The following is a 26,271-nucleotide window of genomic DNA, read 5'->3' as shown; positions in this document are numbered from 1 at the left end:
TATGCATCCTGCCTTATCGGTCATTTTCTTCACGGTGATTTCCGGCGCGGGTTACGGCCTGTTGTTCCTGCTCGGACTCGGCCTGATCGTCGATCCACAGCTTGTCGCACGCAACGAGGTCCTGTTGGTTCTCGTGGTCGGTGCGGGAGCGGCCGCGGCGGGTCTGATGGCATCGCTGTTCCATCTGGGCCAGCCGCAACGTGCATGGCGCGCGCTGAGCCAATGGCGTTCGTCATGGTTGTCGCGCGAAGGCGTGTCCGCACTCGCCAGTTTCGTGCCCGTGTGCGCGCTCGCCGTACTGATCTGGCGCGGTGTCGATACCACCGTTGTGCGCGCGTGCGCGCTGGCGCTCGCCGCACTTGCGACAGCGACGGTATTTTGCACGGCACAGATTTACGCTTCACTGAAGACGATACATGCCTGGAACAATCGCCAGGTCGTGGCGGGATATCTTCTGCTCGGGCTGCTCGCCGGTGCGGCCTGGCTGCTTTGCGCGCATGCCTTGTTCTGGCCGCTGTTCGAGGCGGGCGATGTCACGCCAAACCGTGTGCAATGCGTACTTGCGGTGCTGGTCCTGCTATTGGCTTTGACCGCTACCGTCTGGAAAATCTCTTATTGGCGTTTTCTCGATCGTTCGCGCCATGCGGCGACGATCGAATCGGCCACCGGCCTCGGCAGTTTCGGCACGGTGCGTAGCGCCGAGACGCCGCATACGGAAGAAAATTACCTGCTGCGCGAGATGGGTTTCGTGCTCGCGCGCAAACACGCCGCGCGCCTGCGGCAGATTGCCGCGCTGCTGATCGGACTCGTGCCCGTACCAGTGGCGTCGCTGTTGCTGTGGCCACCGATTGCGACCAGTGGGTGGCTCGCATCGGCATGCGCTGCCGCGATTGCGGCAAGCGTCACGGCGGGTTGCTTCGTCGAACGCTGGCTGTTTTTTGCCGAGGCCCGACACGTGGTCACGCTTTACTACGGCGCAGAACACGTCTGAATGCCAGCATAATCGCGGCTCGTCGCGCGTTGTAAAAGTGCATATTGCATCATTGTGTACGGGTAAAATGGTGGGCCCGTCGAGTCGACGGATTTGCCCACGGAGAAGTCATGAAACAAACGCTACTCGCATCCGCTTTGCTGTTCGCATTACCCCTGACCGCGCTGGCCGCTGATCCGCCGCCGCCGCCACCCCAAGGCTGGTCCGGCACCGGCGAAGCCGGTCTGGCCATCGCCAGCGGCAACACCAAGTCGCAGAACCTCAACGCCAAGCTCGACCTCAAGTACAACGACGACCAGTGGAAGGACGATTTCTACCTGCTCGCGCTGCGCAACAAGAGCAACGTGACCTCGACCACGGTCAACACCAGCACCACGCCGGCGACGCTGGTCAACACCACCAATTACGAGCTGACCGCGAACCGCTACGAAGCGGGCGCTTCGGCCGGATACAAGCTCGACGACCGCAGCTACATCGTCGGCGCGCTGCGCTACGAGCATGACGAGTTTTCACCCTACTCGTATCAGTACACCGCGTCGATCGGCTACGGTTATCAGGTGCTGAAGAACGCCAGCGACGAACTGTCGTTCGAAGCCGGCCCGGGCTACAAGGTGGTACAGCCCACATCGTTTCTTATCATTAACCCGACCCCGCCGCCGCCGCTGTTGAGCGTCAAGCCCGACTCGGACAGCAATGTGGTGTTGCGCGGCCTGATGAGCTACAAGCACAACTTCAACGCCACCACTTCGTTCGTGGATACGTTCCTGGTCGAAGCTGGCAGCGGCAACAAGTTCTACCAGAACGATGCCGGCCTGGCGGTGAAGATGAGCGACAAGCTGGCGATCAAGGTCGGCTATCAGATTCGCAGCAACTCCCAGGTGCTGCCTGGCTTCAAGAAGACCGATCAGCTTCTGACGACGAACCTCGTCTACGGCTTCTGATTCACTGCTTCGCGTTGTTGATGCAAAAACGGGCTCCTCGCGGGCCCGTTTTTTTTCGTGTACCTTGCGTTCGTCCTGAACACGAAGATCGAAAGCGGCGACCCGTGGCCGCAATTCTCACCCAATGTCACGCATCCTGGTCTTCCAGCACGTCGCCGCCGAGCCGCTCGGCACCCTCGATCCGCTGATCCGCCGGCGCGGGCATCGGGTCAAGTTCGTCAATTTCGAGCGCGATCCCGATGCGCGGCCCAGACTGGATCGCTATCGCGGTCTGATCGTGCTCGGCGGTCCGATGAATGTCGAGGATCGTGAAAGCCGCCCGCACCTGCAAACCGAAATCGAGGTGATCGGCGAAGCGATCGCGCAGGGCAAGCCCGTGCTCGGCATCTGTCTCGGCGCGCAATTGCTCGCGCACGCGCTCGGTGCGCGAATTCAGCGCCATCGCTGCAGCGAGATCGGTTGGTACGATGTCGCCACGACCGACGATGGCCGCGACGATCCGGTGCTCGCGCCGCTCGGCGCCGCGTTGCCGGTTTTTCAATGGCATGGCTACACCTTCGATATGCCCGCGGGCGCAGTCCATCTTGCGCGCACGCCGACCTGTGAAAACCAGGCGTTTCGCCACGGCACGAATGCCTATGGATTCCAGTTCCATCTCGAAGTGAACAAGGCGCTGATAGAGCGCTGGCTTGGCCTGCCCGGATATCGCGACGATTTGATCGCCGCTGGCCTCGGCCGCGACGCCGACTCGATCCGCGCCGATACATTTGCGCGCATCGACGCGATGCAAAACGCCGCGCATGCGGTATTCAACAATTTTCTCGACCTGATCGGCACGTCGGCGCGGCGGCGCGCGCCGGCGACCAGCTAACGGCTCTTGGTGTGGTGCAATTCGAGCACGCTGTGCGGCGGCGCAAACGTGTCGGCGCGCGCGACGTTCCAGAACACCTTGAATACGGCATGGTTCGGCATGCCGTTGATCAGCTCGCCCGGTCTGACGAACTGGTACAGCGCTGACAGCGAACGCACTTCGGTCGAAGTGACGCGGCGGATCACGTGTTCGGGTCCGAGCTCGCTCGGATGGGTCAGGCCCGCGGCCGCGATCAGTTCCTTGAGCGCGTGCAAAGTGTTTTCGTGGAACATCTTCACGCGCTCGACCTTGTCCGGCACGTTGAGTTTTTTCCAGCGGCCCGGATCCTGGGTGGCGACGCCGGTCGGGCAGCGGTCGGTATGGCAGTTCTGCGACTGGATGCATCCGAGCGCGAACATGAAACCGCGCGCGGCGTTGCACCAGTCCGCGCCGAGCGCCAGCGTGCGCGCCAGATCGAACGCGGTGATGACCTTGCCGCTCGCGCCGACGCGGATCTTGTCGCGCAGGCCGAGGCCGACCAGGGTGTTGTGCACGAGCATCAGCGCCTCGCGCAACGGCGCGCCGACATGGTCGGAGAATTCGAGCGGCGCAGCACCAGTGCCGCCTTCGCCGCCGTCGACGACGATAAAGTCGGGCAGGATTCCCGACTGCTGCATCGCCTTGGCGATACCGAACCATTCCCAGGGATGGCCGAGCGCGAGCTTGAACCCGGTCGGCTTGCCGCCGGATTTCTCGCGCAGGCGCGCGACGAATTGAAGCAGGCCGATCGGCGTCGAAAACGCGCTGTGCGCCGCCGGCGAGACGCAATCCACGCCCATTGGCACTCCACGCGCCGCAGCGATTTCCGCGCTAACCTTGGCCGCCGGCAGCACGCCGCCATGGCCGGGCTTGGCGCCCTGCGAGAGCTTGATTTCGATCATTTTCACCTGTGGAGAAATCGCATGCTCCACAAATTTTTCTTCGCTGAAGGTACCGTCGTCGTTGCGGCAGCCGAAGTAGCCCGAACCGATTTCCCAGCAGATGTCGCCGCCCATTTCGCGGTGATAGCGCGACAGCGAGCCTTCGCCGGTATCGTGATAGAAGCCGCCGCGGCGCGCGCCCTCGTTGAGCGCGCGAATCGCATTCGCCGACAGCGCGCCGAAACTCATCGCCGAGATGTTGAACACGCTCGCTGAATAAGGCTGCGTGCACTGCGGACCGCCGATCGCGATGCGGAAATCGGCGCTGTCGATCTTCGCCGGCGCGAGCGAGTGGTTGATCCATTCGTATTGCGTCGCGTACAGATCCAACTCGGTGCCGAACGGGAGCTTGTCGAGCACGTTCTTGGCGCGCTGGTAGGCGAGGGACCGCTGCGCGTGCGAAAACGGGACTTCTTCATTGTCGGATTCGACCACATACTGGCGCAGCATGGGCCGGAAATACTCGAAGAAGGTGCGGATGTGCCCACTGAGCGGAAAATTCCGCCGTAACGTGTGCCGCGTCTGCAGCATGTCGACCACGCCGATCACACTGAGGCAGCCACTGACCGCAGCCAGCCAACGCCAAATGTAGCCGTCCCACGGCATTGCCAGCGACAAGGCGAATACGGCAAGGCAAATGACAAACGGCAGGTAGCGGGATGGCACCAGGCGCAGCATTGTGGACTCCCGATCGGCGACTGGCGGCGAGCATACGCCGAGGCGCGTGCGCAATGCGAGCAACGCGGCGGCTGACGTACACTTGCACGATGAGCAACGAATCCGCTCCACCAAAATCACGCCGATCGCCCGCGCCGCCAGTGCGCAAGAGCGTGGCGAAGCCGGCGCAGGCGCGGAAAAACGTCAAAAAAAAGCCGCCGCCGGATACTCGCGGCTGGGCGCTCGTGCGCGAACGCCTGGGCGAATACGCCAAGCTCGCGCGCATGCACAAACCGATCGGCGCTGCCCTGTTGCTATGGCCGACCTGGTGGGCGCTGTGGCTGGCCGCCGGCGATTTTCCGCCGTGGCCGACGCTCGTCATCTTCACCCTTGGCGTGTTCGCGATGCGTTCGGCCGGCTGTGTGATCAACGACTACGCCGACCGCAAGCTCGACCCCGCGGTCGCGCGCACGCGCGAGCGCCCGATCGCGGCCGGAACCGTGTCGCCGGCTGAGGCGCTGCTGGTTTTCGCGGCGCTGATCGCAGTCGCGTTCGTGCTCGTCCTGTTCACCAACCGCCTGACGATCGAGCTGTCGGTGGTCGGCGCGTTTCTTGCCGTGAGCTACCCGTTCACCAAGCGCTATACGCATCTTCCACAAGTATACTTAGGCGCCGCGTTCGGCTGGTCGATCCCGATGGCGTTCGCCGCGGTGACCAACTCGCTGCCGCCGCTGTGCTGGCTGTTGTTCCTGGCCAACATCCTGTTCTCGACGATCTACGACACCGAGTACGCGATGGTCGATCGCGACGATGATGTGAACGCGGGCGCAAAATCGACGGCGATCCTGTTCGGCGACGCGGATTTGCCGATCCTCGGCGTGCTCATGTTCACGTTCCTGCTGACGATGACTCTGGTCGCGCAGCGTGGCCACCTGCACTGGCCGTATTTCGCCGGCCTCGGTGTCGCCGCGCTGTTGTTCGCATGGCAGCTATGGACCATGCGCAGTCGCTGGCGCGACGCTTGTTTCGCCGCATTCCGCAACAACGGCTGGGTCGGCATGGTGTTGTGGGCGGGGATCGTGCTGTCGCTGGCGTTGAAGTGAAAAGTGCGGGCACGGATGCGCGCTTTTTGATCTTCGCGACTCGGCTAATCGCCGAGCTGCAAAAGAAAAACGGCCCGCTGGGGAGAGCGGGCCGTTTGGGGTCGCGATGCAGACGTCGGGGGTAGCGACGCGGGGAGTCCCTGCACCACGTGCCCACAATAGCGGGGCGAAGCTTGCAATAACCTGACAATGCCGTAAGGGTTGTGCGAAATCCGCCAATCGCTTCATTTGCCAATCATGTGCCGTGGATTGGCGAAATTCCGAAGGCCAGCGGGCGGGTTAGCCGGGGACGCTTCGCGCAACGGCCGCAAACTCGACGCGTACGCGCGTGCCCAGTCCGTCCGTACCGGCCGAGATATCGAGTCTGGCGCCATGCGCGCGTGCGATTTCGTCGACGATCGCCAGGCCCAGTCCACTGCCGTCGTGGCCGCCGCCAGCCACGCGGTAGAAACGTTCGAGCACGCGCGTGCGCTCGCTTGGCGGGATGCCGGGGCCGTCGTCTTCGACTTCCAGAAACGCGATTGCGGTTGCTGGCGAAGCAAGCTTGTCCACGACCCCGCTGCGCACGGTCACGCGTCCGTTCGTTTGCGTGTAGGTAAGCGCATTGTTGATCAGGTTGGCGAGAAGTTCGCGCAACAGCCAGGCGCTGCCGCGCACCTGCGCCGGCTCGGCTTCGACACCCAGGTCGATCTGTCGCTTCAGGGCGTGATCGAAATGCGCGCTCACCGCATCCTCGGCCAAGGCCTGCAATTGCAGCGAGCGGAAATCGTCGGCCGGATTGGTCGCGGGTTCGGCGCGTGCGAGCGCGAGCAACTGGTTCGCGGTGTGTCCCAGGCGCTGCATGCCGGCATGCAGCTGGGTTACGCGTTCGCGCAACGCCGCGCTGGCTGGATCCGCCACGGCAGGATCGCCGGCAAGCAATTCCAGCTGCGCCTGCAGCCCGGCCAGCGGCGTGCGCAATTGATGCGCGGCATCGGCGAGAAAGCGGTGCTGCGCGTTCGCCGCTGCCGCAACCGTGGAAAACAGGCGGTTCAACGCATGCGTGAGCGGCCGCACTTCGCTTGGCACCCCGGTCTCGTCGAGTGCGGCCAGATCGAGTGCGGAGCGCTGCGCGATCTGGTCGCGCAACTCGAGCAGCGGACGCAGGCCGATGCGCACGCCGAGCCAGACCAGCAGCAAGGTGGCGAGCAATTGCAGCAGATCGCTGACGACGATGTAGCTCAGCATGCTGTGCATCGCATCGCGCCGCTTGTTCGTCGTCTCGGCGACGGTGATCGATATTTCGCCTGCGGCGTTGGCGAGCCGGTAGGTGGATGAGCGCACCGGTTCGCCGCGGAATTCGGCGTCGAGGAACGACGGATTCTCGCGCCCGGGCGCCGCGGTTGGCACGCCCTCGTCGCCGGCGACGAACTCGCCGCGCGGATTGAGCACGAGGTAGTAGATCTTGTCCTCGTTGTCCGCGCGCAGCACCGCGATCGCCTGATCGGACAGTTCCGATTTCACCTTGCCGTCCGCGCCGATGTTGAGGTGCGCCGCGACCGCGACGATCGAACTGGCCAGCGCCTGGTCGTAGGCGGCATTCAGCGGTGTCGTCGAGGAGACGTAATCGACCAGCACGCCGAGCGCGAGCAGCAGCGCAAGCGGGGCCGACAGCAGCAACAGCAGGCGGCGGCGGATCGATGGCGCGCGCGGATCGGCAGTGGTCGGCATGGCGCGCGCTTTCAGGACTCGTCGAGCCGGTAGCCGAGCCCGCGCACGGTGCGGATCGAGACGCTCTCGCCGAGTTTGCCGCGCAGCCGCGAAATGTATACTTCGACCGCATTGGTGGTGATATCGTCGCTCCAGCTGGCCACCGCGTGTTGCAGGCGTTCCTTGCGCACGACCTGGCCGGCGTGCAGGGCAAGGCACTCGAGCACCGCCCATTCGCGCGGGGTTAGATCGGCCAAATGTTCGTTCACGCGCGCCTCGCGCCGGGTCAGGTCCAGATGCAGTTCGCCGATCGTCAGCAGCGGATTGCCCGCGGCCTTGCTGCGCCGGATCAGCGCGCGACAGCGCGCGGCGAGTTCGGGCACGGCAAACGGTTTCACCAGATAGTCGTCGCCGCCGATGTCGAGCGCGTTGACGCGATCGGCGAGACCGTCGCGCGCAGTCACGATCAGCACAGGTAGGCTGTTGCCCACGCGGCGCACGCGGCGCACGAATTCGAAGCCGTCCATGCCGGGCAATCCCAGATCGACCAGCAGCAGATCGAAATGCTCTTGCTGCATCGCGACTTCGGCGAACTCGGCATTGGCCACGCGATCGACCGCGAACCCGCTCTGGGTCAGGCCGCGATGCATCGCATCGGCCACCAGGGCATCGTCTTCAACTACGAGAATTCGCATGGATGATTCAACCGTGATGCGCAGGCGCCAGTATCGCACTGCGCGCGGCGGATGACCCTGAGAGGCTGTCCGTCGCGTACGCGCTCGGCGGCATGCCGGTGATGCTCTTGAACATCTGGGTGAACGCCGACGGATTCGCATAGCGGAAATCCAGCGCGATCGCGGTGACCGATTCGCCCGCAGCCAGACGCGGCTTCGCAGTCGTCGGGATTGGCGTTGCGTATCGGGTGATACTTGTCTTCAAGCTGTCGGTAGTCTGCGAAGCATCATGGCTATGACGTTGGCGTTCCGGCAGTCCCTGCCGGCACGTCGATTTTATCTGGCGCGTCCGCGTGTAGGGACTGCCATGGCCCACCCGCGTGGGTCATTGACCTGGATGCGGCTGCGGGCGGCGGCGAAATTCTATACTGTTGACCTTGGAAACGGATCGAAGAAACGAGAAGCCAAATGAATGCTAATCCGGTCGCGATGCTCGACGACACACCCGCAAGCGACACGCTTGCGCAGGAGTCGGGTGCAGGCAGCGCAGTGCTGAGCGTGCTCGGCGCGGTAAGTTTTTCGCATTTCCTCAACGATCTGATCCAGTCGCTGCTGCCGTCGATCTATCCGATGCTGAAGAGCAGTTACGCGCTGGATTTCGGCCAGATCGGTCTGCTCACCTTCACCTATCAGATCACCGCCTCGCTGCTGCAGCCGCTGGTCGGCGCCTACACCGATCGCAAACCGCTGCCGTATTCGCTGCCGGTCGGCATGGGTTTCACCCTGTGCGGTGTGCTGCTGCTGTCGCAGGCGGGGACCTTTTCAATGTTGCTGCTCGCCGCGGCTTTGATCGGCACGGGCTCGTCGATATTCCATCCGGAATCTTCGCGCATCGCGCGGCTCGCTTCGGGCGGACGCCACGGTTTCGCGCAGTCGTTTTTCCAGGTTGGTGGCAATACCGGCTCGGCACTTGGGCCGCTGCTCGCCGCGTTCGTGATCCTGCCGCACGGGCAGGGCAGTCTTGCCTGGGTGTCGCTGCTCGCGCTGGTCGGCATCGTGTTGTTGTCGCGCGTCGGCGCCTGGTACTCGCGGCATGCGCTGAAGCCGAAAGCGATCAGGAGTGCCGCTGCGCCCGTCCCGACGCTGCCGCGGCGTCAGGTCGCGATCGCGATCGCGGTGCTGCTGGCGCTGATTTTCTCCAAGTATTTCTATCTGATCAGCCTGTCGAGTTACTACACGTTCTATCTGATCGAAAAATTCCAGCTGAGTACACAAAGCGCACAAATCCACTTGTTCTACTTTCTCGGCGCGGTTGCGCTCGGCACCTTCGTCGGCGGCCCGCTCGGCGATCGCTTTGGGCGCAAGCTCGTTATCTGGGGTTCGATCCTCGGCGTGCTGCCGTTCACCCTGCTGTTGCCCCACGCCAACCTGTTCTGGACCAGCGTGCTCAGCGTGGCCATCGGCCTGATCCTGTCGTCCGCGTTTTCCGCGATCCTGGTGTATGCGCAGGACCTTCTGCCGGGCAAGGTCGGCATGGTCGCCGGCCTGTTCTTCGGCTTCGCCTTCGGCATGGGCGGCATCGCTGCGGCCGTGCTCGGCGAACTCGCCGACATCAAGGGCATCGAGTACGTGTACCAGATCTGCGCCTTCCTGCCGGTAATCGGTCTGCTGACTGTTTTTCTGCCCGACCTGCATCGGCGTGCCCTGGTGCAGTGACGCTGAGAAGCAGTACCGGATATCGGTGCGCGTTGTGGTGTAGGTTGTGCAGCAGACAAGTCCGCTCGTCCACGCCGATGCGAGACACTACACCTGGTCGGCCCCGGGCAACATGCTTCACAGCTGATTGCAGAAGGAGGAGACATGGGCACGATCAGCGATCCGCTTTCCGCGCAGCGCGCCCTGCTGGCGATGTATGCGGAGGAAATGTACAACCCCAGTCAGAGCGATGCCCTGAATCCACCGCTGGATGTCCGCGCGCGTGATTCCTGGCGAATCGTGGGCTATCTGACGGCCGCGAACGCACTGTTCAGCGCGCAGGCGATCCAGCTCGGCGAGCGGGTCTATTTTGGGTTCCTCGCAAACTCGATCGCCACACCGAGTCAGTATGTCGCCGTCGTGCGCGGCACCGAATCGGCGATCGAATGGCTGGAAAATATCGAAGGGCTGCTCGTGCCGCATCCGCTGGCGGGATATGTGGAGCAGGGCTTCTTCTCGATCTACCAGTCGATGCGCTACAGCCCGGCCGGAGTCGGAACGCTGTTGCGCGCACAGGCCGATGGCGGTGCGCCATGCGCGGCCGGCATCGGCGCGGCACTGCCGGCGAATGCGACGTTGACCGTTATCGGACACAGCCTGGGTTCGGCGCTGGGCACCTATCTGCTGTGCGATCTGGCGCAGATCACGCCACAGCGGTTTTCCCTCGACGCGTGCCTGATCGCATCGCCGCACGCCGGCGATCGCCAGTTCGTCGAGCGCGTCGACCACGATGCGCCACTCTACAAAGTGTACAATTACATTTTCGACATCGTGCCGCACGTTCCGCCGAGCCTGCCGCTCGGATTGGGATTCCAGTCGCTGCCCAAGGCGATGTGGATCACCTCCAACGATGCCCAGGCCAGGATCAACAACGATCTGCTGTGCAATCACCACGCCTTCTGCTACGCGGCGATGCTCGACTACGCCTCGGTGGCCGGCATGGTGAACCCGTATACCAAGTGCATTCTGCGCAAGTCGGGTTGAGCCGGGCAGCCAGCCCGTTTCGCCGCTGCCGATTCTAGAGTATAATGCGAACCATTCTTATTTAGATTGGTTGTAGCGTGCTGCTTTCGGAGTTGGCCAAGGGTGATTCCGCCGTGGTGCTGCAGGTTGACGACAACGGGCCCAATGACGCGATCGCACAGCGTTTGCGCGATCTGGGCTTCGTTGCCGGCGAGCCGGTGCGGCTAGTCGCGCGCGGGCCGCTCGGCGCCGACCCGCTGCTCGTGCAGATCGGCTACACGCGCTTTGCGCTGCGCCGTGCCGAGGCCGCGCGCGTTCGCCTCGCCGCCGCAAACGGGCAGGGCTGAAGCATGACTGCCGCGGCCATCCAGATCGCCCTCGTCGGCAATCCGAATTGCGGCAAGACCGCCTTGTTCAATCTGCTCACCGGCACGCGGCAGAAAGTTGCCAACTACGCCGGCGTCACGATCGAACGCAAGGAAGGCCACTACACCGCGCCCTCGGGCCGCAGCGTACGCGTGCTCGACTTGCCCGGTGCCTATAGCCTGGCAGCGGCGAGTCCCGACGAAGCGATCACGCGCGATATCGTCACCGGCCGACATCCGCAAGAGGCCGTGCCCGACCTGATCGTCTGCGTCGCCGATGCGACCAACCTGCGCCTGCACCTGCGCTTCGTACTTGAGCTCGCGCGCCTCGGCCGGCCGATGCTGCTTGCGCTGAACATGATGGACGCGGCCGCACGCCGCGGCATCCGCATCGATACCGTTGCGCTGTCGAGCGCGCTGGGCATGCCGGTGGTCGGCACGGTGGCGGTCAAGCGCGGCGGTGCGGCGACGCTGATCGCGCAGGTCGATGCGGCGATGCCGCCGGCACCGGTCGCGCCCGGTGCGGACGCGGACCTGCACGCGCAGGTGCGCGCGCTGCTCGCATCCGCGGTCAGTGTGCCGCAGCGCACGGCGGCGCTCGACGACGCGCTCGACCGCATCGTGCTGCATCCGGTGTTTGGCCTGGCGATACTCGCGGCCGTGATGTTCCTGATTTTCCAGGCGGTGTTCTCGTGGGCGACACCGCTGCACGACGGCATCGGCGCGGGCGTGTCGGCGCTGGGCAATGGCCTCGGTGGGCTGCTGCCTGCGGGCGCGCTGCGCAGCCTGCTTGTCGACGGCGTGTTCGCCGGTCTCGGCGCGGTGCTGGTGTTCCTGCCGCAGATTCTGATTTTGTTCCTTTTTATACTTGCGCTCGAGGAATCCGGCTATCTGCCGCGCGCCGCATTCCTGCTCGATCGCATGATGTTCATGGCCGGGCTGAGCGGGCGCTCGTTCATTCCGCTGCTGTCGAGTTTCGCCTGCGCGATTCCGGGCATCATGGCGACGCGCAGCATTTCCGATCCACGCGACCGCCTGACCACGATCCTCGTCGCGCCGCTGATGACCTGCTCGGCGCGCCTGCCGGTGTACACCCTGTTGATCGCGGCCTTCGTTCCGCAGCGCACGATTGCCGGCCTGTTCAATCTGCAGGGCGTGGTGCTGTTCACCCTGTATGTCGCCGGTATCGTTTCCGCGCTGTTCGTGGCATGGGTAATCAAGCGCGTGCGCCGCGACAAGAGCGAACATGCGCTGATCATGGAACTGCCCGCGTATCGCATGCCGCATCCGCGCGATATCGCGATTGGCCTGTACGAGCGCGCAATGATTTTCTTGAAGCGCGTCGGCGGCATCATCCTCGCGCTGACCGTGCTGTTGTGGTTCCTGTCGAGTTTCCCTGCGCCACCCGCAGGCGCTAGCGAACCCGCGATCAATTACAGCCTGGCCGGCATACTCGGCCGCGGCCTGCACGTCGTGTTCGCGCCGCTCGGCTTCAACTGGCAGATCTGCATCGCGCTGATCCCGGGTCTCGCCGCGCGCGAAGTCGCGGTATCGTCGCTGGCGACGGTCTACGCGCTTGCCGGCAACGCCGACGGTTTGCAGGCGGTGGTCGCGGCGCAATGGTCGCTGGCCACGGCGCTGTCCCTGCTCGCCTGGTACGTGTTCGCGCCGATGTGCATTTCCACACTGGCGACCGTGCGGCGGGAGACCAATTCCTGGCGTAACGTCTGGATTATCGCCGGTTACCTGTTCGGCTTGGCCTATTTCGCCTCGCTGGCGACGTATCAAATTACGCGGTTGTTGTCATGATCTACGCGATTTTCCAGGGCGTCGTGATTGCACTCGTTGTCGCGTGGAGCGCGTGGTTCGCGGCGCAACGCCTGTTCCCGCGCAGTTATCGCGGCGTGCAAGCCAATCTGGCCAAACGCCTTGCCGTCTCGTCGAATGCTTTCCTGCGCACGCTCGGCGACCGCATGACGCCGCTACAAGTCGCGAGCGGCGCCGGCTGCGGCAGCGGCGGCGGCTGTTCGAGTTGCGGCGCCTGTGTGCCGTCGTCGCCGTCGCCAGCCGACGTGCGGCCGTTGGTGTTTCATCCGCGCGCGAAATCCTGATGGGACAATGACCGTTCGCCCTGAGCGTGGGCGCAGGGCGCCGAAGTCGAGGGGTGCGCTTCGACTTCGCTTGCTGCGCAAGCTACGCTCGGCACGAACGGTTCGGGGACAGCGGCAGAAACATGGCTGCGGCGGATATGCAACAACAAGCAATTGACGTTCTTGTCGTCGGTGGCGGCATCAATGGTGCGGCGATCGCGCGCGACGCGGCGGGTCGCGGCTTGTCGGTGCTGCTGTGCGAACAGGACGATCTCGCCGCACACACCTCGAGCGCAAGCAGCAAGCTGATTCACGGCGGCCTGCGCTATCTCGAACAATACGAATTCGCCCTGGTCGGCAAGGCGCTGGCCGAGCGCGAAGTCATCCTGCGTCTGGCGCCGCATATCGTGCGCCCGCTGCGTTTCGTCCTGCCGCACGAGCCGCACCTGCGCCCGGAATGGATGATCCGCGCCGCGCTGCTGCTGTACGACAATCTTGGCCGCCAGCGCGCGCACAACCTGATTCATTCGCGTCGCGTGGACTTGCACGAGCACGTGGCCGGCGCGCCATTGCAGCCACAGCTACGCAAGGGTTTCATTTATTCCGACGCCTGGGCCGACGATGCGCGGCTGGTCGTGCTCAATGCGCTGGACGCAGCCGAGCGCGGCGCGGAAATCCTCACGCGCACGCGCTGCGAGCAGGCGCGGCGCGACGAGCAGGGCTGGTATGTGCAGCTGCGCGCGGCAAACGGAGGTTTGCGCGAAGTGCATGCGCGCAGTCTGGTCAATGCCTGCGGACCGTGGGCCGCGGAATTCCTCGCCGATGTCGCGCGACTGCCGCAACCACGCGCGCTGCGATTGATCAAGGGCAGCCATATCGTCGTGCGCAAGCTCTACGAACACAAGTATGCGTATACGTTTCAGCAGGAGGATCGGCGCATCGTGTTCGCGATTCCGTTCGAGCAGGATTTCACCCTGATCGGCACCACCGATGTCGAGTTCGATGGCGATCCTAGCGTGGTGCGCATCGATGCGGGTGAAACGGCGTATCTGTGCAACGCGATCAACGGCTATTTCGCGCGCTCGATCGCGCCTACCGATGTGGTCTGGAGCTACAGCGGCGTGCGGCCGCTGCTGGAAGAGGAAGGCCGAGCGGCGGCAGAAGTCACGCGCGACTATCAGCTCGATTTCGATGCGCAAGGCGCACCGCTGGTCAATGTGTTCGGCGGCAAGATCACCACGCATCGCAAACTCGCCGAGGAAGCACTCGACTGGCTCGCGCCGACGCTTGGCAACGAAGCTCCGGCGTGGACCGCGGATGGGCCGCCGCTGCCGGGTGGCGATCTGGACAACAAACGGCCCGCCGACAACACCAACTTCGACCGCTTCCTGCACAACGTCGTGCAGCGTTATCCGTGGTTGCCGGGCGGACTGGCGTTGCGCTACGCGCGCACCTACGGCACACGTGTACATACCGTGCTCGACCATGCCGCGCAGCTAGGCGACCTCGGCGAAAACATCGGCAGCGATCTGTATCGAGTGGAAGTGGACTACCTCGTGCGCACGGAATGGGCGCGCAGCGCGGACGATATTCTCTGGCGGCGCACCAAGCTCGGTCTGCGCGTGACTGCCGCCGAACGCGCGCGTCTCGACACCTGTCTGCAATCCATGTTGCGCGGCACGCCGGCATGAAGGAGTGCATTCTCGCGATCGATCAAGGCACGACGAGTTCGCGCGCGCTGGTGTTCGATCATGACGGCCAGATCGTCGCCAGTGCGCAGCGCGAGTTCGCCCAGCACTTTCCGCAGCCGGGCTGGGTCGAACACGATGCGCTGGAAATCTGGACGAGCGTGCAGACGGTCGTCGCCGAAGCGCTCGCCAGTGAGCACATGCCTGGTCGGCGCGTCGCCGCGATTGGCATCACCAACCAGCGCGAGACGACCGTGGTCTGGGATCGGCAGACCGGCAAACCCATCCATAACGCGATCGTCTGGCAATCGCGGCAGACGCGCGACATCTGCGATCGGCTGATTGCCGCCGGCCACGATGCGCTGGTGCGTGAGCGCACCGGCTTGTTGATCGACGCGTATTTTTCCGCGACCAAAGTGCAGTGGATATTCGATCGCGTCGACGGCGCACGCGCGAAAGCGCAGCGCGGCGAGCTGCTGTTCGGCACGATCGACAGCTGGCTGATCTGGAACCTGACCGACGGCAAGGTGCACGTCACCGACTACAGCAATGCCTCGCGCACGATGCTGTACGACATTCACGCGCAGCGCTGGGACGAGGAGTTGCTTGCCCTGTTCGAGGTGCCGGCAGCGATGTTGCCCGAGGTGCGCGCGTCGAGCGAAATCTACGGCCACACGTCCTTGCTCATAGCGGGCGAAGCTGTGCCGCTTGCGGGCATCGCCGGCGATCAGCAGGCCGCATTGTTCGGCCAGGCGTGTTTCAGTCCGGGTATGGCCAAGAATACCTACGGCACCGGTTGTTTCATGCTCATGCACACCGGCGACAAGGCGGTGAAATCCGCCAACGGCCTGCTCACCACGATCGCCTGGGGACTCGACGGCAAGGTCGAATACGCGCTCGAAGGCAGTATCTTCGTCGCCGGCTCGGTTGTGCAATGGCTGCGCGATGGCTTGGGGATCATCGCCACAGCCGCGGAGGCGGATGCTTGCGCGAGCCGCCTGATGTCCAACGACGGTGTCTATCTCGTGCCGGCCTTCGTCGGCCTCGGCGCGCCGTACTGGCGCAGCGACGTGCGTGGTGCGATCTTCGGTCTGACCCGTGGCACGCGTCGCGAGCAATTGGTGCGCGCCGCACTCGAATCGATGGCCTACCAGACGCGCGACGTGCTCGCGGCGATGCAGGCCGATGCCGGCATCGAGTTGAAAACGTTGCGCGTCGACGGTGGTGCGAGCGCAAACGATTTTCTCGCCCAATTCCAGGCCGATATTCTCGGCGTACCCGTGAAGCGCGCGCGGCAGACCGAGACCACCGCACTTGGCGCGGCCTATCTGGCCGGCCTCGCCGTCGGCTTCTGGAAGAGCAAGGACGAAATCGCGCAGCATTGGAATGCGGATCGGCATTTCTCGCCGACGCTGAGCGCAATCGAACGCGAAGCGCTTTATGCAGGCTGGAAGCGCGCGGTCGGAGCGACGCTGGAGTTTCGAATCGAGTGAGAGTAAATGGACGGGAGCGTACATCTGAATTGTTCTGCATAGCGATTTTGGTTGATTATCAGGATTACCACTGACGATGCGCGACACGCTGATGAAATGCACAACCCACCGCACCCCGGCGAAATACTTCGTGACGATGTATTGCCCGAATTGGGGTTCAGCGTCACTGCTGCTGCGGCTGCGCTCGGCATCTCGCGTGTGAGTCTATCGCGCGTGTTGCATGGGCACGCTGCGATTTCCGCCGAGCTTGCCGTACGCCTGGGCGAATGGCTGGGCAATGGTGGCGGAGTCTGGCTGCGCATGCAGGCGGCGTACGATCTGTGGCAGGCTGAACGTGCCTCACGTCCACGTATCGCGCCCGCGCGCAAGGCGGCGTAGTCTCTGCTTCAATAATGAAGAAGCCGGCGCAAGGCCGGCTTTTCTGTGGAGCGAGTGACGCTCAGCGCTTCATCGAATTGAAGAACTCGTCGTTCGACTTGGTGTTCTTCATCTTGTCGAGCATGAATTCCATCGCCGCGAGTTCGTCCATCGGGTGCAGCAGTTTGCGCAGGATCCAGATCTTCTGCAGCATGTCCGGCTCGATCAACAACTCCTCGCGGCGAGTGCCGGAGCGGTTGATGTTGATCGACGGATAGACGCGTTTTTCGGAGATGCGGCGATCCAGGTGCACTTCCATGTTGCCGGTGCCCTTGAATTCCTCGTAGATCACCTCGTCCATCTTCGAGCCGGTTTCGACCAGCGCGGTGGCGAGGATCGTGAGCGAACCGCCTTCCTCGACATTGCGCGCGGCGCCGAAGAAGCGCTTCGGCCGTTGCAACGCATTCGCATCTACACCGCCGGTGAGCACCTTGCCGGACGACGGCACGACGGTGTTGTAGGCGCGCGCGAGACGCGTGATCGAATCGAGCAGGATGACCACATCTTTCTTGTGTTCTACTAGGCGCTTGGCGCGCTCGATGACCATTTCGGCGACCTGCACATGACGCAGCGCCGGTTCGTCGAACGTGGAGGAAACCACTTCGGCGCGCACGCCGCGCTGCATCTCGGTGACTTCTTCCGGACGCTCGTCGATCAGCAGGATGATCAGATGCACGTCGGGATAGTTGTGCACGATCGCCTGCGCCACGTTCTGCAGCAGCATGGTCTTGCCGGCTTTGGGCTGCGAGACGATCATGCCGCGCTGGCCGCGGCCGACCGGCGAGATCAGATCGAGAATGCGTCCGGTGATGTCCTCGGACGAACCGTTGCCGCGTTCGAGGCGAAAGGTCTTGCGCGGGAACAGCGGCGTGAGGTTTTCGAACAGCACCTTGTTCTTCGACGCTTCGGGCGGCTCGGCATTGATCGTGTCGACCTTGAGCAGAGCGAAATAACGTTCGCCTTCCTTCGGTGGCCGCACGCGACCGGTGATCGAGTCGCCGGTGCGCAGGTTGAAGCGGCGGATTTGCGAGGGCGAGATATAGATATCGTCCGGACCGGCCAGATACGACTCGTCCGGTGTGCGCAGGAAGCCGAAGCCGTCCTGCAGGATTTCCAGCACGCCTTCGCCGAAGATGCTGCCGCCGGCGCGTGCATGCGCCTTGAGGATCAGGAACACGATGTCTTGCTTGCGTGCGCGCGCAACGCCTTCCTGGATGCCGAGCGTCTCGGCAAGGTCGAGCAGGAGGTGCGCGGGCTTGCGCTTCAATTCGTTCAGATCGATCACCACGCCCGTGTTCGGGCCCTGGATCTCGGTGAACTCTTCTTCGCTGTCGCGGTTCTGCCCGTTCTGGTTCTGCTGTTGATTGCGGTGACGATTGCGCCCGCGCGGACCGCGGCGATCGTCGCGTTGCGGACGACCGTCGTTCTGCTGCCGGGGAGCGGATTCACCGCCGCCGCTTTGCGGCGTGGCGACGTTGCCGTCGCCTTGCGGCGCGCGCGGCGCGGCTTCATTGGAATTGTCGCGGCTGTTGCCGCCGTCTTCTTTGGATTCGGTTTCGGACACGGGCAAACCTCTTGGGCGCCGTTTTGGCTGGATACGGATTGGAGCGGGGATGGGGTGTTGCAGGCGGGGGCGGTACACCCCTCTGTCTTAAGTATACATTAGCACCTTGCGGCAGCGCCGTCCAGCAATGCTGGCGCTGCCGTTCAGACTGGGACGGGTTGGGTCGACGCGACGCCCGCCTGCAGTCTGCATCAACCGCGTGTTAAATCGCGTTGTCGATCAGCTGCGCGAGCTGCTTCTTGCCGACCGCGCCGATCTGCGTCGCCTGCACCTTGCCGTCCTTGAAAATCATCAGCGTCGGAATGCCGCGCACATTGTAATTGCGCGGAGTCTTCTGATTCTGGTCGATGTTGACCTTGGCGATCTTGATCTTGCCGGCGTAGCTCAGCGCGAGCTCGTCGAGGATTGGCGCGATCATCTTGCACGGCCCGCACCATTCGGCCCAGAAATCGACGAGCACCGGCTCGCTGGATTTCAAGACTTCGCTGTCGAACTGATCGTCGCTGATATGGGTAATGGTGTCGCTCACGGCTTTGGCTCCGGCATGGACTTGACTAGGTGTGGCCGCATCGAAAGCGGCAGATTGATCCGGCTTAGGCTACACTCGCAAGGTTACACGAAGCGCAAGGGTGCTGATATGCGGCGGGTCGCCCCCATTTCAGCCCAAGCGCAGATGTAATTCAAGCAGCAGCATTGCAAGCGGATATGGGGTCTGATTTGGGTCGGCGTCGAGGGGTTTCAAGCCCGAATCGGCAGGCCCGCCTGATCAAGCATGCCCAGATGCCTGCCCCCGCCACTCGCGCGTCCTCGCGCCATCAATGATTTGAACGCATGCCACAACAAACGCTCACCGATATCTTCTTCGAAAGCTTCGACCTGCATCCCAGCGTCCTTTCCGGCCTGCACGCGGCCGGCTTCACCCGCTGCACGCCGATCCAGGCGCTGACCTTGCCGCTTGCACTGATCGGCCGCGACGTCGCCGGCCAGGCGCAGACCGGCACCGGCAAAACGGCCGCGTTTCTGGTCGCCACGCTCAATCGGCTGCTCACGCGCCCGGCCCTGCCCGAGCGCACGGCGACCGATCCGCGCGCGCTGATCATCGCGCCGACGCGCGAACTGGCGATCCAGATCGAGAAGGATTTCCAGGCCATCGGCCGCAACACCGGCCTGAAATCCGCGCTGATCTACGGCGGCGTCGACTACGACAAGCAGCGCGATCAATTGCGCGGCGGCGTCGACATCATCATCGCCACGCCCGGTCGCCTGCTCGACTACTTCAAGCAGCACGTGTTCTCGTTCCGCGCGGTCGAGGTGATGGTGATTGACGAGGCCGACCGCATGTTCGACCTGGGCTTCATCAAGGACGTGCGCTTCGTGATGCGCCGCCTGCCCGAGCGCGACCGCCGCCAGTGCATGTTGTTCTCGGCGACGCTCTCGCATCGCGTGCTCGAACTTGCCTACGAGCACATGAACGAGGCGGAAAAGCTCACGGTCGAAACCGAAAATATCACCGCCGACCGCGTGCGCCAGACCATTTATTTTCCGGCCAGCGAGGAAAAGATTCCGTTGCTGGTCAGCCTGCTGTCGCGCATCGACGCGACGCGCAGCATGATTTTCGTGAACATGAAAGTCGCCGCGGAAAAAGTCGCGCGACGCCTAGAGCGGCAGGGTTTCCTGGTCGGCATGCTCTCCGGCGACGTACCGCAGAAAAAGCGCCAGACCCTGCTCGGCAAGTTCCAGCGCGGCGAGATCGAAGTGCTGATTGCGACCGACGTGGCCGCGCGCGGCCTGCATATTGCCGACGTCAGTCATGTGATCAACTACGACCTGCCGCAGGATGCCGAGGATTACGTGCATCGCATCGGCCGCACCGCGCGCCTCGGCGCCGACGGCGACGCGATCAGCTTCGCTTGCGATCTGTATGCGCAGAGCCTGCCGGAAATCGAGGCCTACATCGGCCAGAAGATTCCGGTCGCCACGATCGATCCTGCGATGCTCGTGCTGCCGCCGCCGCGCCATCGACCCGCATCGTTTGTGTCGAGCATCGATCAGGACGATGAGGAAGAAACCACGCTCGCGGCCGCAGTGAGTGGTCCCGGCGGATCCCGCCGCCCACCGCCGCGCCAACGCCATGGTTCGTCGGGCCCGCGGCGTGAAGGATCCTCGCGCGAAGGTGCGCGCCGGCCGCATGTCGCTGCCGCCACTGCTGTGGCGCCGATCGTCGCCGCGGCGGGAAACACGCCGGCAGCGAATGAATCCGTAGCGAAAGAACCACGTTCGAATGACGCCGCATTGAATAATCCAGGCGACAAACGCCGGCGTCGCGGTGGTCGCGGCCGGCGTCGCGGTGAACGCATCGAGCGTGGCGACGCCCCGACCGAATCGGCGCAGCCCGCCGTCGCCGCGGCAAGTGCCGCAGCGGCCAGCAAAGCCGAGGCCAGACCCGCGTCGAAGAAGCCCGGGTTCTTTCATCGTCTGGGCCGCTTGTTCAAACGCTGACGCCGCACACGCATGCTCAATCCGCTGTCCGCCGCCGACACAGAGCGCACGTCAAAATTCGCGGCGCGCGCGGCGTGTGCGCTCGCCGGACTGCTCTGCATCTGGCTGCTCGTGCGCGTGATCTGGTTGTTCGTGCCGCGCGCCGGCGACTCCGCGCTCGCGCCAGCCGTGCCGAATGTGGCGCCGGCGACCGCGGCAGCTTCCGTGGCGCAGTGGCATCTGTTCGGCAACCCACAGACCGTGGATCTCGCCGCACGCGCGCTGAATGCGCCGAAGACCGCGCTCAAGCTGGTTCTGCGCGGCACCTTGGCGATGTCCGACGCGAAGGCCGGCATCGCCATCATCGCCGACGAACAGAATGTCGAACACAGCTACAACGTCGGCGATGCGGTTGCCGGCAGTGCGAAATTGACCGAGGTGTACACCGATCACGTCGTGCTGAGCCACGACGGCGTGGCCGAAAGCCTGCAGTTGCCGCGTCCCGACGAGTACGCCGCGCCGAGCGCCGATCGTGCGACGGTTCGCGCTCCTGGCACCGCGGCAAGCGTGCCGCCCGGTTACGCGCCGAATGCCGGCGCCAATTCCGCTGCCGTGCGTGCGGGCAATCCCGGCGCGCTCGCACGCATGAACGCGGCCGATCTCGCGCGCCAGGTGCAGTTCGAACCGGTGTTCGACGGTGGCAAGATCACCGGCGCGCATCTGTCCGGCAGCGGCGCGGCGGCGGCGTTGATGAACCAGATCGGGCTCAAGCCCACCGATATGGTCACCGCGGTCAACGGTACGCCGCTGTCGAGCGTCTCCAACCCGCAGCAATTGCTCGACCAGCTCGGCAACGCGTCAAGCCTGCAAATCACCGTGCAGCGTGACGGCAGACCCGCTACCCTTACCCTCAATTTGCGATAATCTCGCTGAAGCAGGCGCAAGACTACTGCGCTCGTCAGCTTGTGCGCCGGCGGTGCTCGGAATGCTCATGTACTTCAACGTACACTCCGCTTCCTGCGCTCCGGCGACACACAATCTGTCTTCGCTCGCTACGTCTTGCGCCTGCTTCAGAAAGCGACTCTCTAGTAGAGAAATATAGAATGCTACTTCGCCCCTTGCGCGTCGCGTCGGTCCTGATCGCAGCCGTTCCATTGTTCATCGCCGCCGCGGTTGCGCTGACCGGCGCGGACCTTGCCGTGGCCGCGCAAAACGCGGGCAGCGCCAGCGCGGCGAAGAATCCGCCGGGCACGCATACGCTGAATCTCAAGGATGCGGATATCGGCGTGCTGGTCGCCACGGTGTCGGAAATCACCGGCAAGAACTTCATCCTCGCGCCAAACGTGCAGGGCAAGGTCACCGTGATCTCGGCCAAGCCGATGCGCCCGGACGAAATCTACGATGTGTTTCTCTCGGTGCTGCGCGTGCACGGCTTCGCCGCGGTTTCGGCCGGCAGCATGATCAAGATCGAGCCCGAAGCCGCCGCCCAGCAGGACGGTTCGGCGGGCCTGAGCAGCGCGCCCGCACAGACCGCCGACGAGCTCGTCACCCAGATCGTGCCGGTCAAGCACGTGAGCGCGACCGAACTGGTGCCGATCCTGCGTCCGCTGATGCCGCAAGGCGCGCAGCTGATCGCGCATGCGGGTTCCAATTCGCTGGTCGTGTCCGACCGCGCCGGCAATGTCGCGCGCATCGTCAGCATCGTGCAGCGCATCGACACGGTGTCCGACGCGCAGGTCGAGATGATTCCGATGCAGCATGCGAACGCGGCTGAAATCGCGCGCACGCTGACCGCACTGAGTGAGAACAAGGCCGCCGACGCGACCGGCGACTCGCCCAAGGTATTCGCCGATACGCGCACCAATTCGATCCTGCTGTCGGGCGGAAAAAGCGGGCGCCTGCGCCTGCGCGCGTTGATCACGCATCTGGATACGCCGGTCGCCAACGGCGGCGATACCAATGTGGTCTATCTGCACTATGCCAGCGCCAAGGATCTGGTGCCGATCCTGCAGGGCGTCGCCGCGACGCTGACCGGCGAAGCGGTGCCCGGCCGCGGCGCGAATGCGGCCAATTCCGCGGTGGCGAGCAATGCGTTGACCGGCGCCGGCGCGCAGGGCGGCAGCCTGGCCACCATCCAGGCGCACGAAGACACCAATGCGCTGGTCATCAGTGCGCCGCCAGCGGTATTCCGTTCGTTGGCGGATGTGATCCACAAGCTCGACATCCGGCGCCAGCAGGTGTTGATCGAAGCGGTGATCGCCGAGGTCTCCGAGGAAACCGCGAACGAACTCGGCGTGCAGTGGCAGTCGGGCGACAGGCACATCATCGGCGGCACCAATTTCACCAGCGGCAACAGCAGCGCCGCGGGCAACAACATCATCGGCGCAAGCGCGGGCCTGAACGGCGTGCCGCCGAGCATATCGCTCGGCAACGGCTTCAATCTGGGCTACCTGGAAAGCATCTCCGTGGGCGGGCATAAGCTGGTGCAGCTGGGCGCCTTGGTCACCGCGCTGCGCAGCAATGGCAAGAACAATATCCTGTCTACGCCGTCGGTGACGACGCTGGACAACCAGCAGGCGATCGTCAAGGTCGGCCAGGAAGTGCCCTTCGTCACCGGTTCCTATTCGACCAATACCGGCACCACGGTCAACACCGGCGGCACGGGCACGGCGACCACCGGCATCAGCAATCCGTTCCAGACGATTCAGCGCAAAGACGTGGGCATCACACTCACCGTGACGCCGCATATCAACGAAGGCGATACGGTCAAGCTCGATATCCATCAGGAAGTCTCGTCGCTGGCGCCGCCGGTCAGCGGCGCCAGCGACCTGGTCACCAACAAGCGCGAGATCCAGACCACGGTGCTGATCAAGGACGATGCCGTGCTCGTGCTCGGCGGCTTGATTTCGGACAACGTGCAGGACAACGTGCAGAAAGTGCCAGGCCTCGGCGACATTCCACTGCTTGGCAATTTGTTCCGCTATCGCAGCAACAGCCACCAGAAGCAGAATCTCATGGTGTTTCTGCATCCGCGTATTCTGCGCGATCCGGCAACCGAAGCTTCGGTCTCCAGCGAAAAGTATAATTATATACGAACCGAGCAACTGCAGATGCGCCAGAACAGCGAGATCGTCACGCCGCCGATCAACATGCCGATGTTGCCCGATGTGCACGACTTCCTCGCCAGCCCTCCGCTCGACGGGACGCGCGCACAAGCGGCGCCGGCCGGCAAGCATCAATAACGGCGGCGCAATGACTGCCCAAACGCATCCGCCACGCCCTGGGTTCGGTTTCGCCCGGCGCAACGGCGCGACGCTGATCGCATGGCGCGACGATGCGGCCGATGTCGCCTATCGCGATGGCGTGAAACCCGAAGCGCTGGCCGAGCTGCGCCGTTATCTGGGCGTACCACTGCATCTGCATAGGCACGACAGCGCGGGCTTCGAGCGTCTGCTGCGCGCGCTCTACGAAGAGGGCGACGATGCGCGCGCGATGGTTGCCGATTTCGACGGATCGTTCGGCGACGATCTGGATCTGAAAACCCTCGCCGACGAATTGCCCGAGCCCGACGATCTGCTCGAATCCGAGGACGACGCGCCGATCATCCGCCTGATCAACGCGCTGCTCACCGAGGCGGTGAAAGAGGGCGCGTCGGATATCCATATTGAACCGTTCGAGAACCGCCTCGTCGTGCGCTTTCGCATCGACGGTGTGCTGCGCGAAGCGCTTGCCTCGCAGAAGGCGATTGCCAGCGCCGTGGTTTCGCGCGTCAAGGTGATGGCCAAACTTGATATCGCCGAGAAGCGTCTGCCGCAGGATGGCCGCATCAGCCTGCGTATCGGCGGGCGTCCGGTCGATGTGCGCGTGTCGACGATTCCAGCCGGCCATGGCGAACGCGTGGTGCTGCGCCTACTCGACAAACAGGCCGGCAAGCTCGATCTCGCCCAGCTCGGCATGGGTGCGGAGACGCTCGTCCACCTGAGCGAAACGATCGAGCGCCCGCACGGCATACTGCTGGTCACCGGTCCCACCGGTTCGGGCAAGAGCACGACGCTGTACGCCTCGCTGCTCAAGCTCAACGACCGCAGCCGCAACATCATGACGGTCGAGGATCCGATCGAGTACTACATCGACGGCGTTGGTCAGACCCAGGTCAACACGCGCGTCGACATGAGCTTCGCGCGCGGTCTGCGCGCGATCCTGCGCCAGGATCCTGACGTCGTCATGGTCGGCGAAATCCGCGACCTCGAAACCGCGCAGATCGCGGTGCAGGCGTCGTTGACCGGGCACCTGGTGCTGTCGACTCTGCACACCAATTCGGCCGTCGGCGCGGTCACGCGCCTGCGCGACATGGGCGTCGAGCCATTTCTGCTGTCGTCATCGCTGCTCGGCGTACTCGCCCAGCGCCTCGTGCGCGTGCTCGATCCGGCCACGCGCGCAATGGACAGCGCCAGCGCGCGCGAACTCGCCGCGTTTGGCCAACCCGCCGACGCGCACGCGAGCGTGTATCGGCCCGCCGCAGGGAACGGTAATCGTCACGCCGGCTACCGTGGCCGCACCGGCATCTACGAATACGTCGTCGTCGACGAAACCATGCGCCGCCTGATCCACGCGAGCGCGGCCGAGGCCGACCTCGAACGCCACGCGCGCACGCGCACGCCGGCGATGCTCGACGACGGCTGGCGCAAGTGCCTTGCCGGCATCACCTCGACCGAGGAAGTGTTGCGGGTAACGCGGGAGGAGTAGATGGATGCAGTTGCCGCGAGCAGGGTATGGGTTGCTGTCGATCCGGAAGGAATCGAACACGAAATCGTCCTGAGGGTTGGCGTGCCGTCGCTTCAGCCTCGCGGGGAGTGGCTTGCGGAAGCGACACTCGATGGACTTGAGAAGAGGTCCCACCGCATTGCGGGTGTCGATGCTTGGCAAGCCGTCGGTTTGGCTATGTCCTTCATCGCAAGCCAAGTTGAAGATTTCGAGAGCCGTGATTGGCGTTTTTCTGGGGACATGGTGGAGATTCCGTCTCGGCGTCAGATCTCGCAAAACCACTTTCGGTTAGATGATCCGCATCGCTGCAGCGAACGATTTCCCAACCATCCTCGCGCTCAATGCCGAATCAGTGCATTTCCTGAGTCCGCTCGATGAGACCCGTCTGCGTCATCTGCATGCGCAGGCTGCCTATCATCGCGTCGTCGAAATGGAAGGCCGCGTGGTGGCATTCCTGCTTGCGTTCCGCGAAGGCGCGGACTACGACAGTCCGAACTATCGATGGTTTGCGCGGCATTACCCGGCATTCCTGTACATCGATCGCGTGGTCGTCGCGCGCGCGGCGCAAGGTCAGGGTCTCGGTGCGAAACTCTACGACGATATCCTCGCGTTTGCCGCGCGCAGCAGCGTTGCGCGTCTGACTTGCGAGTTCGATCTGGATCCGCCGAATCCGCCTTCGGCAAAATTCCATCAACGCTACGGTTTCCGCGAAGTCGGCACGCAGTGGCTCGGCGGCGGCAAGAAACAGGTCTCGCTGCAGCTGCGCGAGGGTTGAAGTCCGGGCGCGGAACTCCGGTATCATCGCCGCG

Annotated in this window: 24 protein-coding genes; 18 read left to right on the top strand and 6 right to left on the bottom strand. The window is 64.0% G+C overall.

Translation table 11 applies throughout. From position 1 onward, the window contains the following. Position 1: 1 nt before the first annotated feature. The 3 genes from VIE67_RS02520 to VIE67_RS02510 all read left to right on the top strand — a co-directional run bounded on the left by VIE67_RS02520 (position 2) and on the right by VIE67_RS02510 (position 2,803). Positions 2-991, top strand: coding sequence for a dimethyl sulfoxide reductase anchor subunit family protein (locus VIE67_RS02520; RefSeq protein WP_332022952.1), 990 nt, complete (start codon positions 2-4; stop codon positions 989-991). A gap of 110 nt (positions 992-1,101) precedes the next feature. Continuing rightward, the gene (locus VIE67_RS02515) at positions 1,102-1,932 is read left to right on the top strand and encodes a DUF481 domain-containing protein (protein ID WP_332022950.1); all 831 of its coding nucleotides are present in this window, start codon (positions 1,102-1,104) and stop codon (positions 1,930-1,932) included. 124 nt (positions 1,933-2,056) lie between these two features. Beyond that, a complete protein-coding gene (locus tag VIE67_RS02510) occupies positions 2,057-2,803 on the top strand; it encodes a type 1 glutamine amidotransferase (protein WP_332022948.1) in 747 nt (248 codons plus the stop codon). On the opposite strand, the gene VIE67_RS02505 is transcribed toward VIE67_RS02510, so the two are convergent. After that, complete coding sequence (locus VIE67_RS02505) at positions 2,800-4,440, bottom strand: FMN-binding glutamate synthase family protein (protein WP_332022946.1); 1,641 nt, start codon at positions 4,438-4,440, stop codon at positions 2,800-2,802. The genes VIE67_RS02510 and VIE67_RS02505 overlap by 4 nt on opposite strands. A gap of 89 nt (positions 4,441-4,529) precedes the next feature. Between VIE67_RS02505 and ubiA the strand changes: the two genes are divergently transcribed. Further along, positions 4,530-5,522 carry a 4-hydroxybenzoate octaprenyltransferase gene (gene ubiA / locus VIE67_RS02500; protein WP_332022944.1) on the top strand — a complete coding sequence of 331 codons (993 nt, stop codon included), beginning with the start codon at positions 4,530-4,532 and terminating at the stop codon, positions 5,520-5,522. Between the two features lie 279 nt (positions 5,523-5,801). Here ubiA and VIE67_RS02495 read toward each other — a convergent pair whose 3' ends face one another. Genes VIE67_RS02495 through VIE67_RS02485 form a run of 3 tightly spaced genes read right to left on the bottom strand, consistent with a single transcriptional unit; the run spans position 5,802 to position 8,150 of the window. After that, complete coding sequence (locus VIE67_RS02495) at positions 5,802-7,232, bottom strand: sensor histidine kinase (protein WP_332022942.1); 1,431 nt, start codon at positions 7,230-7,232, stop codon at positions 5,802-5,804. Between the two features lie 11 nt (positions 7,233-7,243). Next, positions 7,244-7,906 carry a response regulator gene (locus VIE67_RS02490; protein ID WP_332022940.1) on the bottom strand — a complete coding sequence of 221 codons (663 nt, stop codon included), beginning with the start codon at positions 7,904-7,906 and terminating at the stop codon, positions 7,244-7,246. A 7-nt stretch (positions 7,907-7,913) separates the two neighbouring features. Further along, on the bottom strand, positions 7,914-8,150 hold the full coding sequence (locus VIE67_RS02485; protein WP_332022938.1) for a helix-turn-helix domain-containing protein: 237 nt from the start codon (positions 8,148-8,150) through the stop codon (positions 7,914-7,916). A 203-nt stretch (positions 8,151-8,353) separates the two neighbouring features. On the opposite strand from VIE67_RS02485, the gene VIE67_RS02480 reads away from it, so the two are divergent. The 8 genes from VIE67_RS02480 to VIE67_RS02445 all read left to right on the top strand — a co-directional run bounded on the left by VIE67_RS02480 (position 8,354) and on the right by VIE67_RS02445 (position 16,617). After that, positions 8,354-9,601, top strand: a complete 1,248-nt coding sequence (locus tag VIE67_RS02480; protein ID WP_332022936.1) for an MFS transporter — start codon at positions 8,354-8,356, stop codon at positions 9,599-9,601. Positions 9,602-9,745: 144 nt separating this feature from the next. Continuing rightward, a complete protein-coding gene (locus tag VIE67_RS02475; RefSeq protein WP_332022934.1) occupies positions 9,746-10,624 on the top strand; it encodes a lipase family protein in 879 nt (292 codons plus the stop codon). A 77-nt stretch (positions 10,625-10,701) separates the two neighbouring features. Next, positions 10,702-10,950 carry a FeoA family protein gene (locus VIE67_RS02470; protein WP_332022932.1) on the top strand — a complete coding sequence of 83 codons (249 nt, stop codon included), beginning with the start codon at positions 10,702-10,704 and terminating at the stop codon, positions 10,948-10,950. A gap of 3 nt (positions 10,951-10,953) precedes the next feature. Next, complete coding sequence (feoB, locus tag VIE67_RS02465) at positions 10,954-12,777, top strand: ferrous iron transporter B (protein WP_332022930.1); 1,824 nt, start codon at positions 10,954-10,956, stop codon at positions 12,775-12,777. Then, positions 12,774-13,079: a DUF6587 family protein gene (locus VIE67_RS02460; protein WP_332022928.1), complete on the top strand. Its 306-nt coding sequence runs from the start codon at positions 12,774-12,776 to the stop codon at positions 13,077-13,079. Before feoB ends, VIE67_RS02460 begins: the two co-directional genes overlap by 4 nt. 137 nt (positions 13,080-13,216) lie before the next feature. Continuing rightward, positions 13,217-14,749, top strand: a complete 1,533-nt coding sequence (glpD, locus tag VIE67_RS02455) for a glycerol-3-phosphate dehydrogenase (RefSeq protein WP_332022927.1) — start codon at positions 13,217-13,219, stop codon at positions 14,747-14,749. Continuing rightward, positions 14,746-16,239 (top strand): glycerol kinase GlpK, encoded by a 1,494-nt coding sequence (gene glpK, locus VIE67_RS02450; RefSeq protein ID WP_332022926.1) that lies wholly within the window; start codon positions 14,746-14,748, stop codon positions 16,237-16,239. The genes glpD and glpK overlap by 4 nt, the downstream gene beginning before the upstream one ends. 96 nt (positions 16,240-16,335) lie before the next feature. Then, the gene (locus VIE67_RS02445) at positions 16,336-16,617 is read left to right on the top strand and encodes a HigA family addiction module antitoxin (protein ID WP_332022924.1); all 282 of its coding nucleotides are present in this window, start codon (positions 16,336-16,338) and stop codon (positions 16,615-16,617) included. 61 nt (positions 16,618-16,678) lie between these two features. Here the strand turns inward: VIE67_RS02445 and rho are convergent, their stop codons facing one another. Both rho and trxA read right to left on the bottom strand, forming a co-directional pair. After that, complete coding sequence (gene rho, locus VIE67_RS02440; RefSeq protein WP_332022922.1) at positions 16,679-18,220, bottom strand: transcription termination factor Rho; 1,542 nt, start codon at positions 18,218-18,220, stop codon at positions 16,679-16,681. A gap of 202 nt (positions 18,221-18,422) precedes the next feature. Next, positions 18,423-18,749, bottom strand: coding sequence for a thioredoxin TrxA (gene trxA / locus VIE67_RS02435; protein ID WP_332022920.1), 327 nt, complete (start codon positions 18,747-18,749; stop codon positions 18,423-18,425). A 302-nt stretch (positions 18,750-19,051) separates the two neighbouring features. On the opposite strand from trxA, the gene VIE67_RS02430 reads away from it, so the two are divergent. The 6 genes from VIE67_RS02430 to VIE67_RS02410 all read left to right on the top strand — a co-directional run bounded on the left by VIE67_RS02430 (position 19,052) and on the right by VIE67_RS02410 (position 26,237). Further along, positions 19,052-20,719 carry a DEAD/DEAH box helicase gene (locus tag VIE67_RS02430; RefSeq protein WP_332022918.1) on the top strand — a complete coding sequence of 556 codons (1,668 nt, stop codon included), beginning with the start codon at positions 19,052-19,054 and terminating at the stop codon, positions 20,717-20,719. Between the two features lie 12 nt (positions 20,720-20,731). Beyond that, positions 20,732-21,622 carry a type II secretion system protein GspC gene (gene gspC / locus VIE67_RS02425; protein WP_332022916.1) on the top strand — a complete coding sequence of 297 codons (891 nt, stop codon included), beginning with the start codon at positions 20,732-20,734 and terminating at the stop codon, positions 21,620-21,622. Positions 21,623-21,801: 179 nt separating this feature from the next. After that, entirely contained in the window at positions 21,802-23,940 is a 2,139-nt protein-coding gene (gene gspD, locus VIE67_RS02420; protein ID WP_332022914.1) for a type II secretion system secretin GspD, read from the top strand. Between the two features lie 10 nt (positions 23,941-23,950). Next, positions 23,951-25,444: a type II secretion system ATPase GspE gene (gene gspE, locus VIE67_RS02415; RefSeq protein ID WP_332022912.1), complete on the top strand. Its 1,494-nt coding sequence runs from the start codon at positions 23,951-23,953 to the stop codon at positions 25,442-25,444. Then, the gene (locus tag VIE67_RS14745) at positions 25,445-25,840 is read left to right on the top strand and encodes a DUF6968 family protein (protein ID WP_414707260.1); all 396 of its coding nucleotides are present in this window, start codon (positions 25,445-25,447) and stop codon (positions 25,838-25,840) included. Beyond that, on the top strand, positions 25,755-26,237 hold the full coding sequence (locus VIE67_RS02410) for a GNAT family N-acetyltransferase (protein ID WP_332022909.1): 483 nt from the start codon (positions 25,755-25,757) through the stop codon (positions 26,235-26,237). The genes VIE67_RS14745 and VIE67_RS02410 overlap by 86 nt, the downstream gene beginning before the upstream one ends. Positions 26,238-26,271 lie beyond the last annotated feature (34 nt).

This window comes from Rudaea sp. (assembly GCF_036560865.1).
In the GTDB taxonomy this organism is placed as follows: domain Bacteria; phylum Pseudomonadota; class Gammaproteobacteria; order Xanthomonadales; family Rhodanobacteraceae; genus Rudaea.
This window is presented reverse-complemented; position numbering and strand designations above follow the sequence as displayed.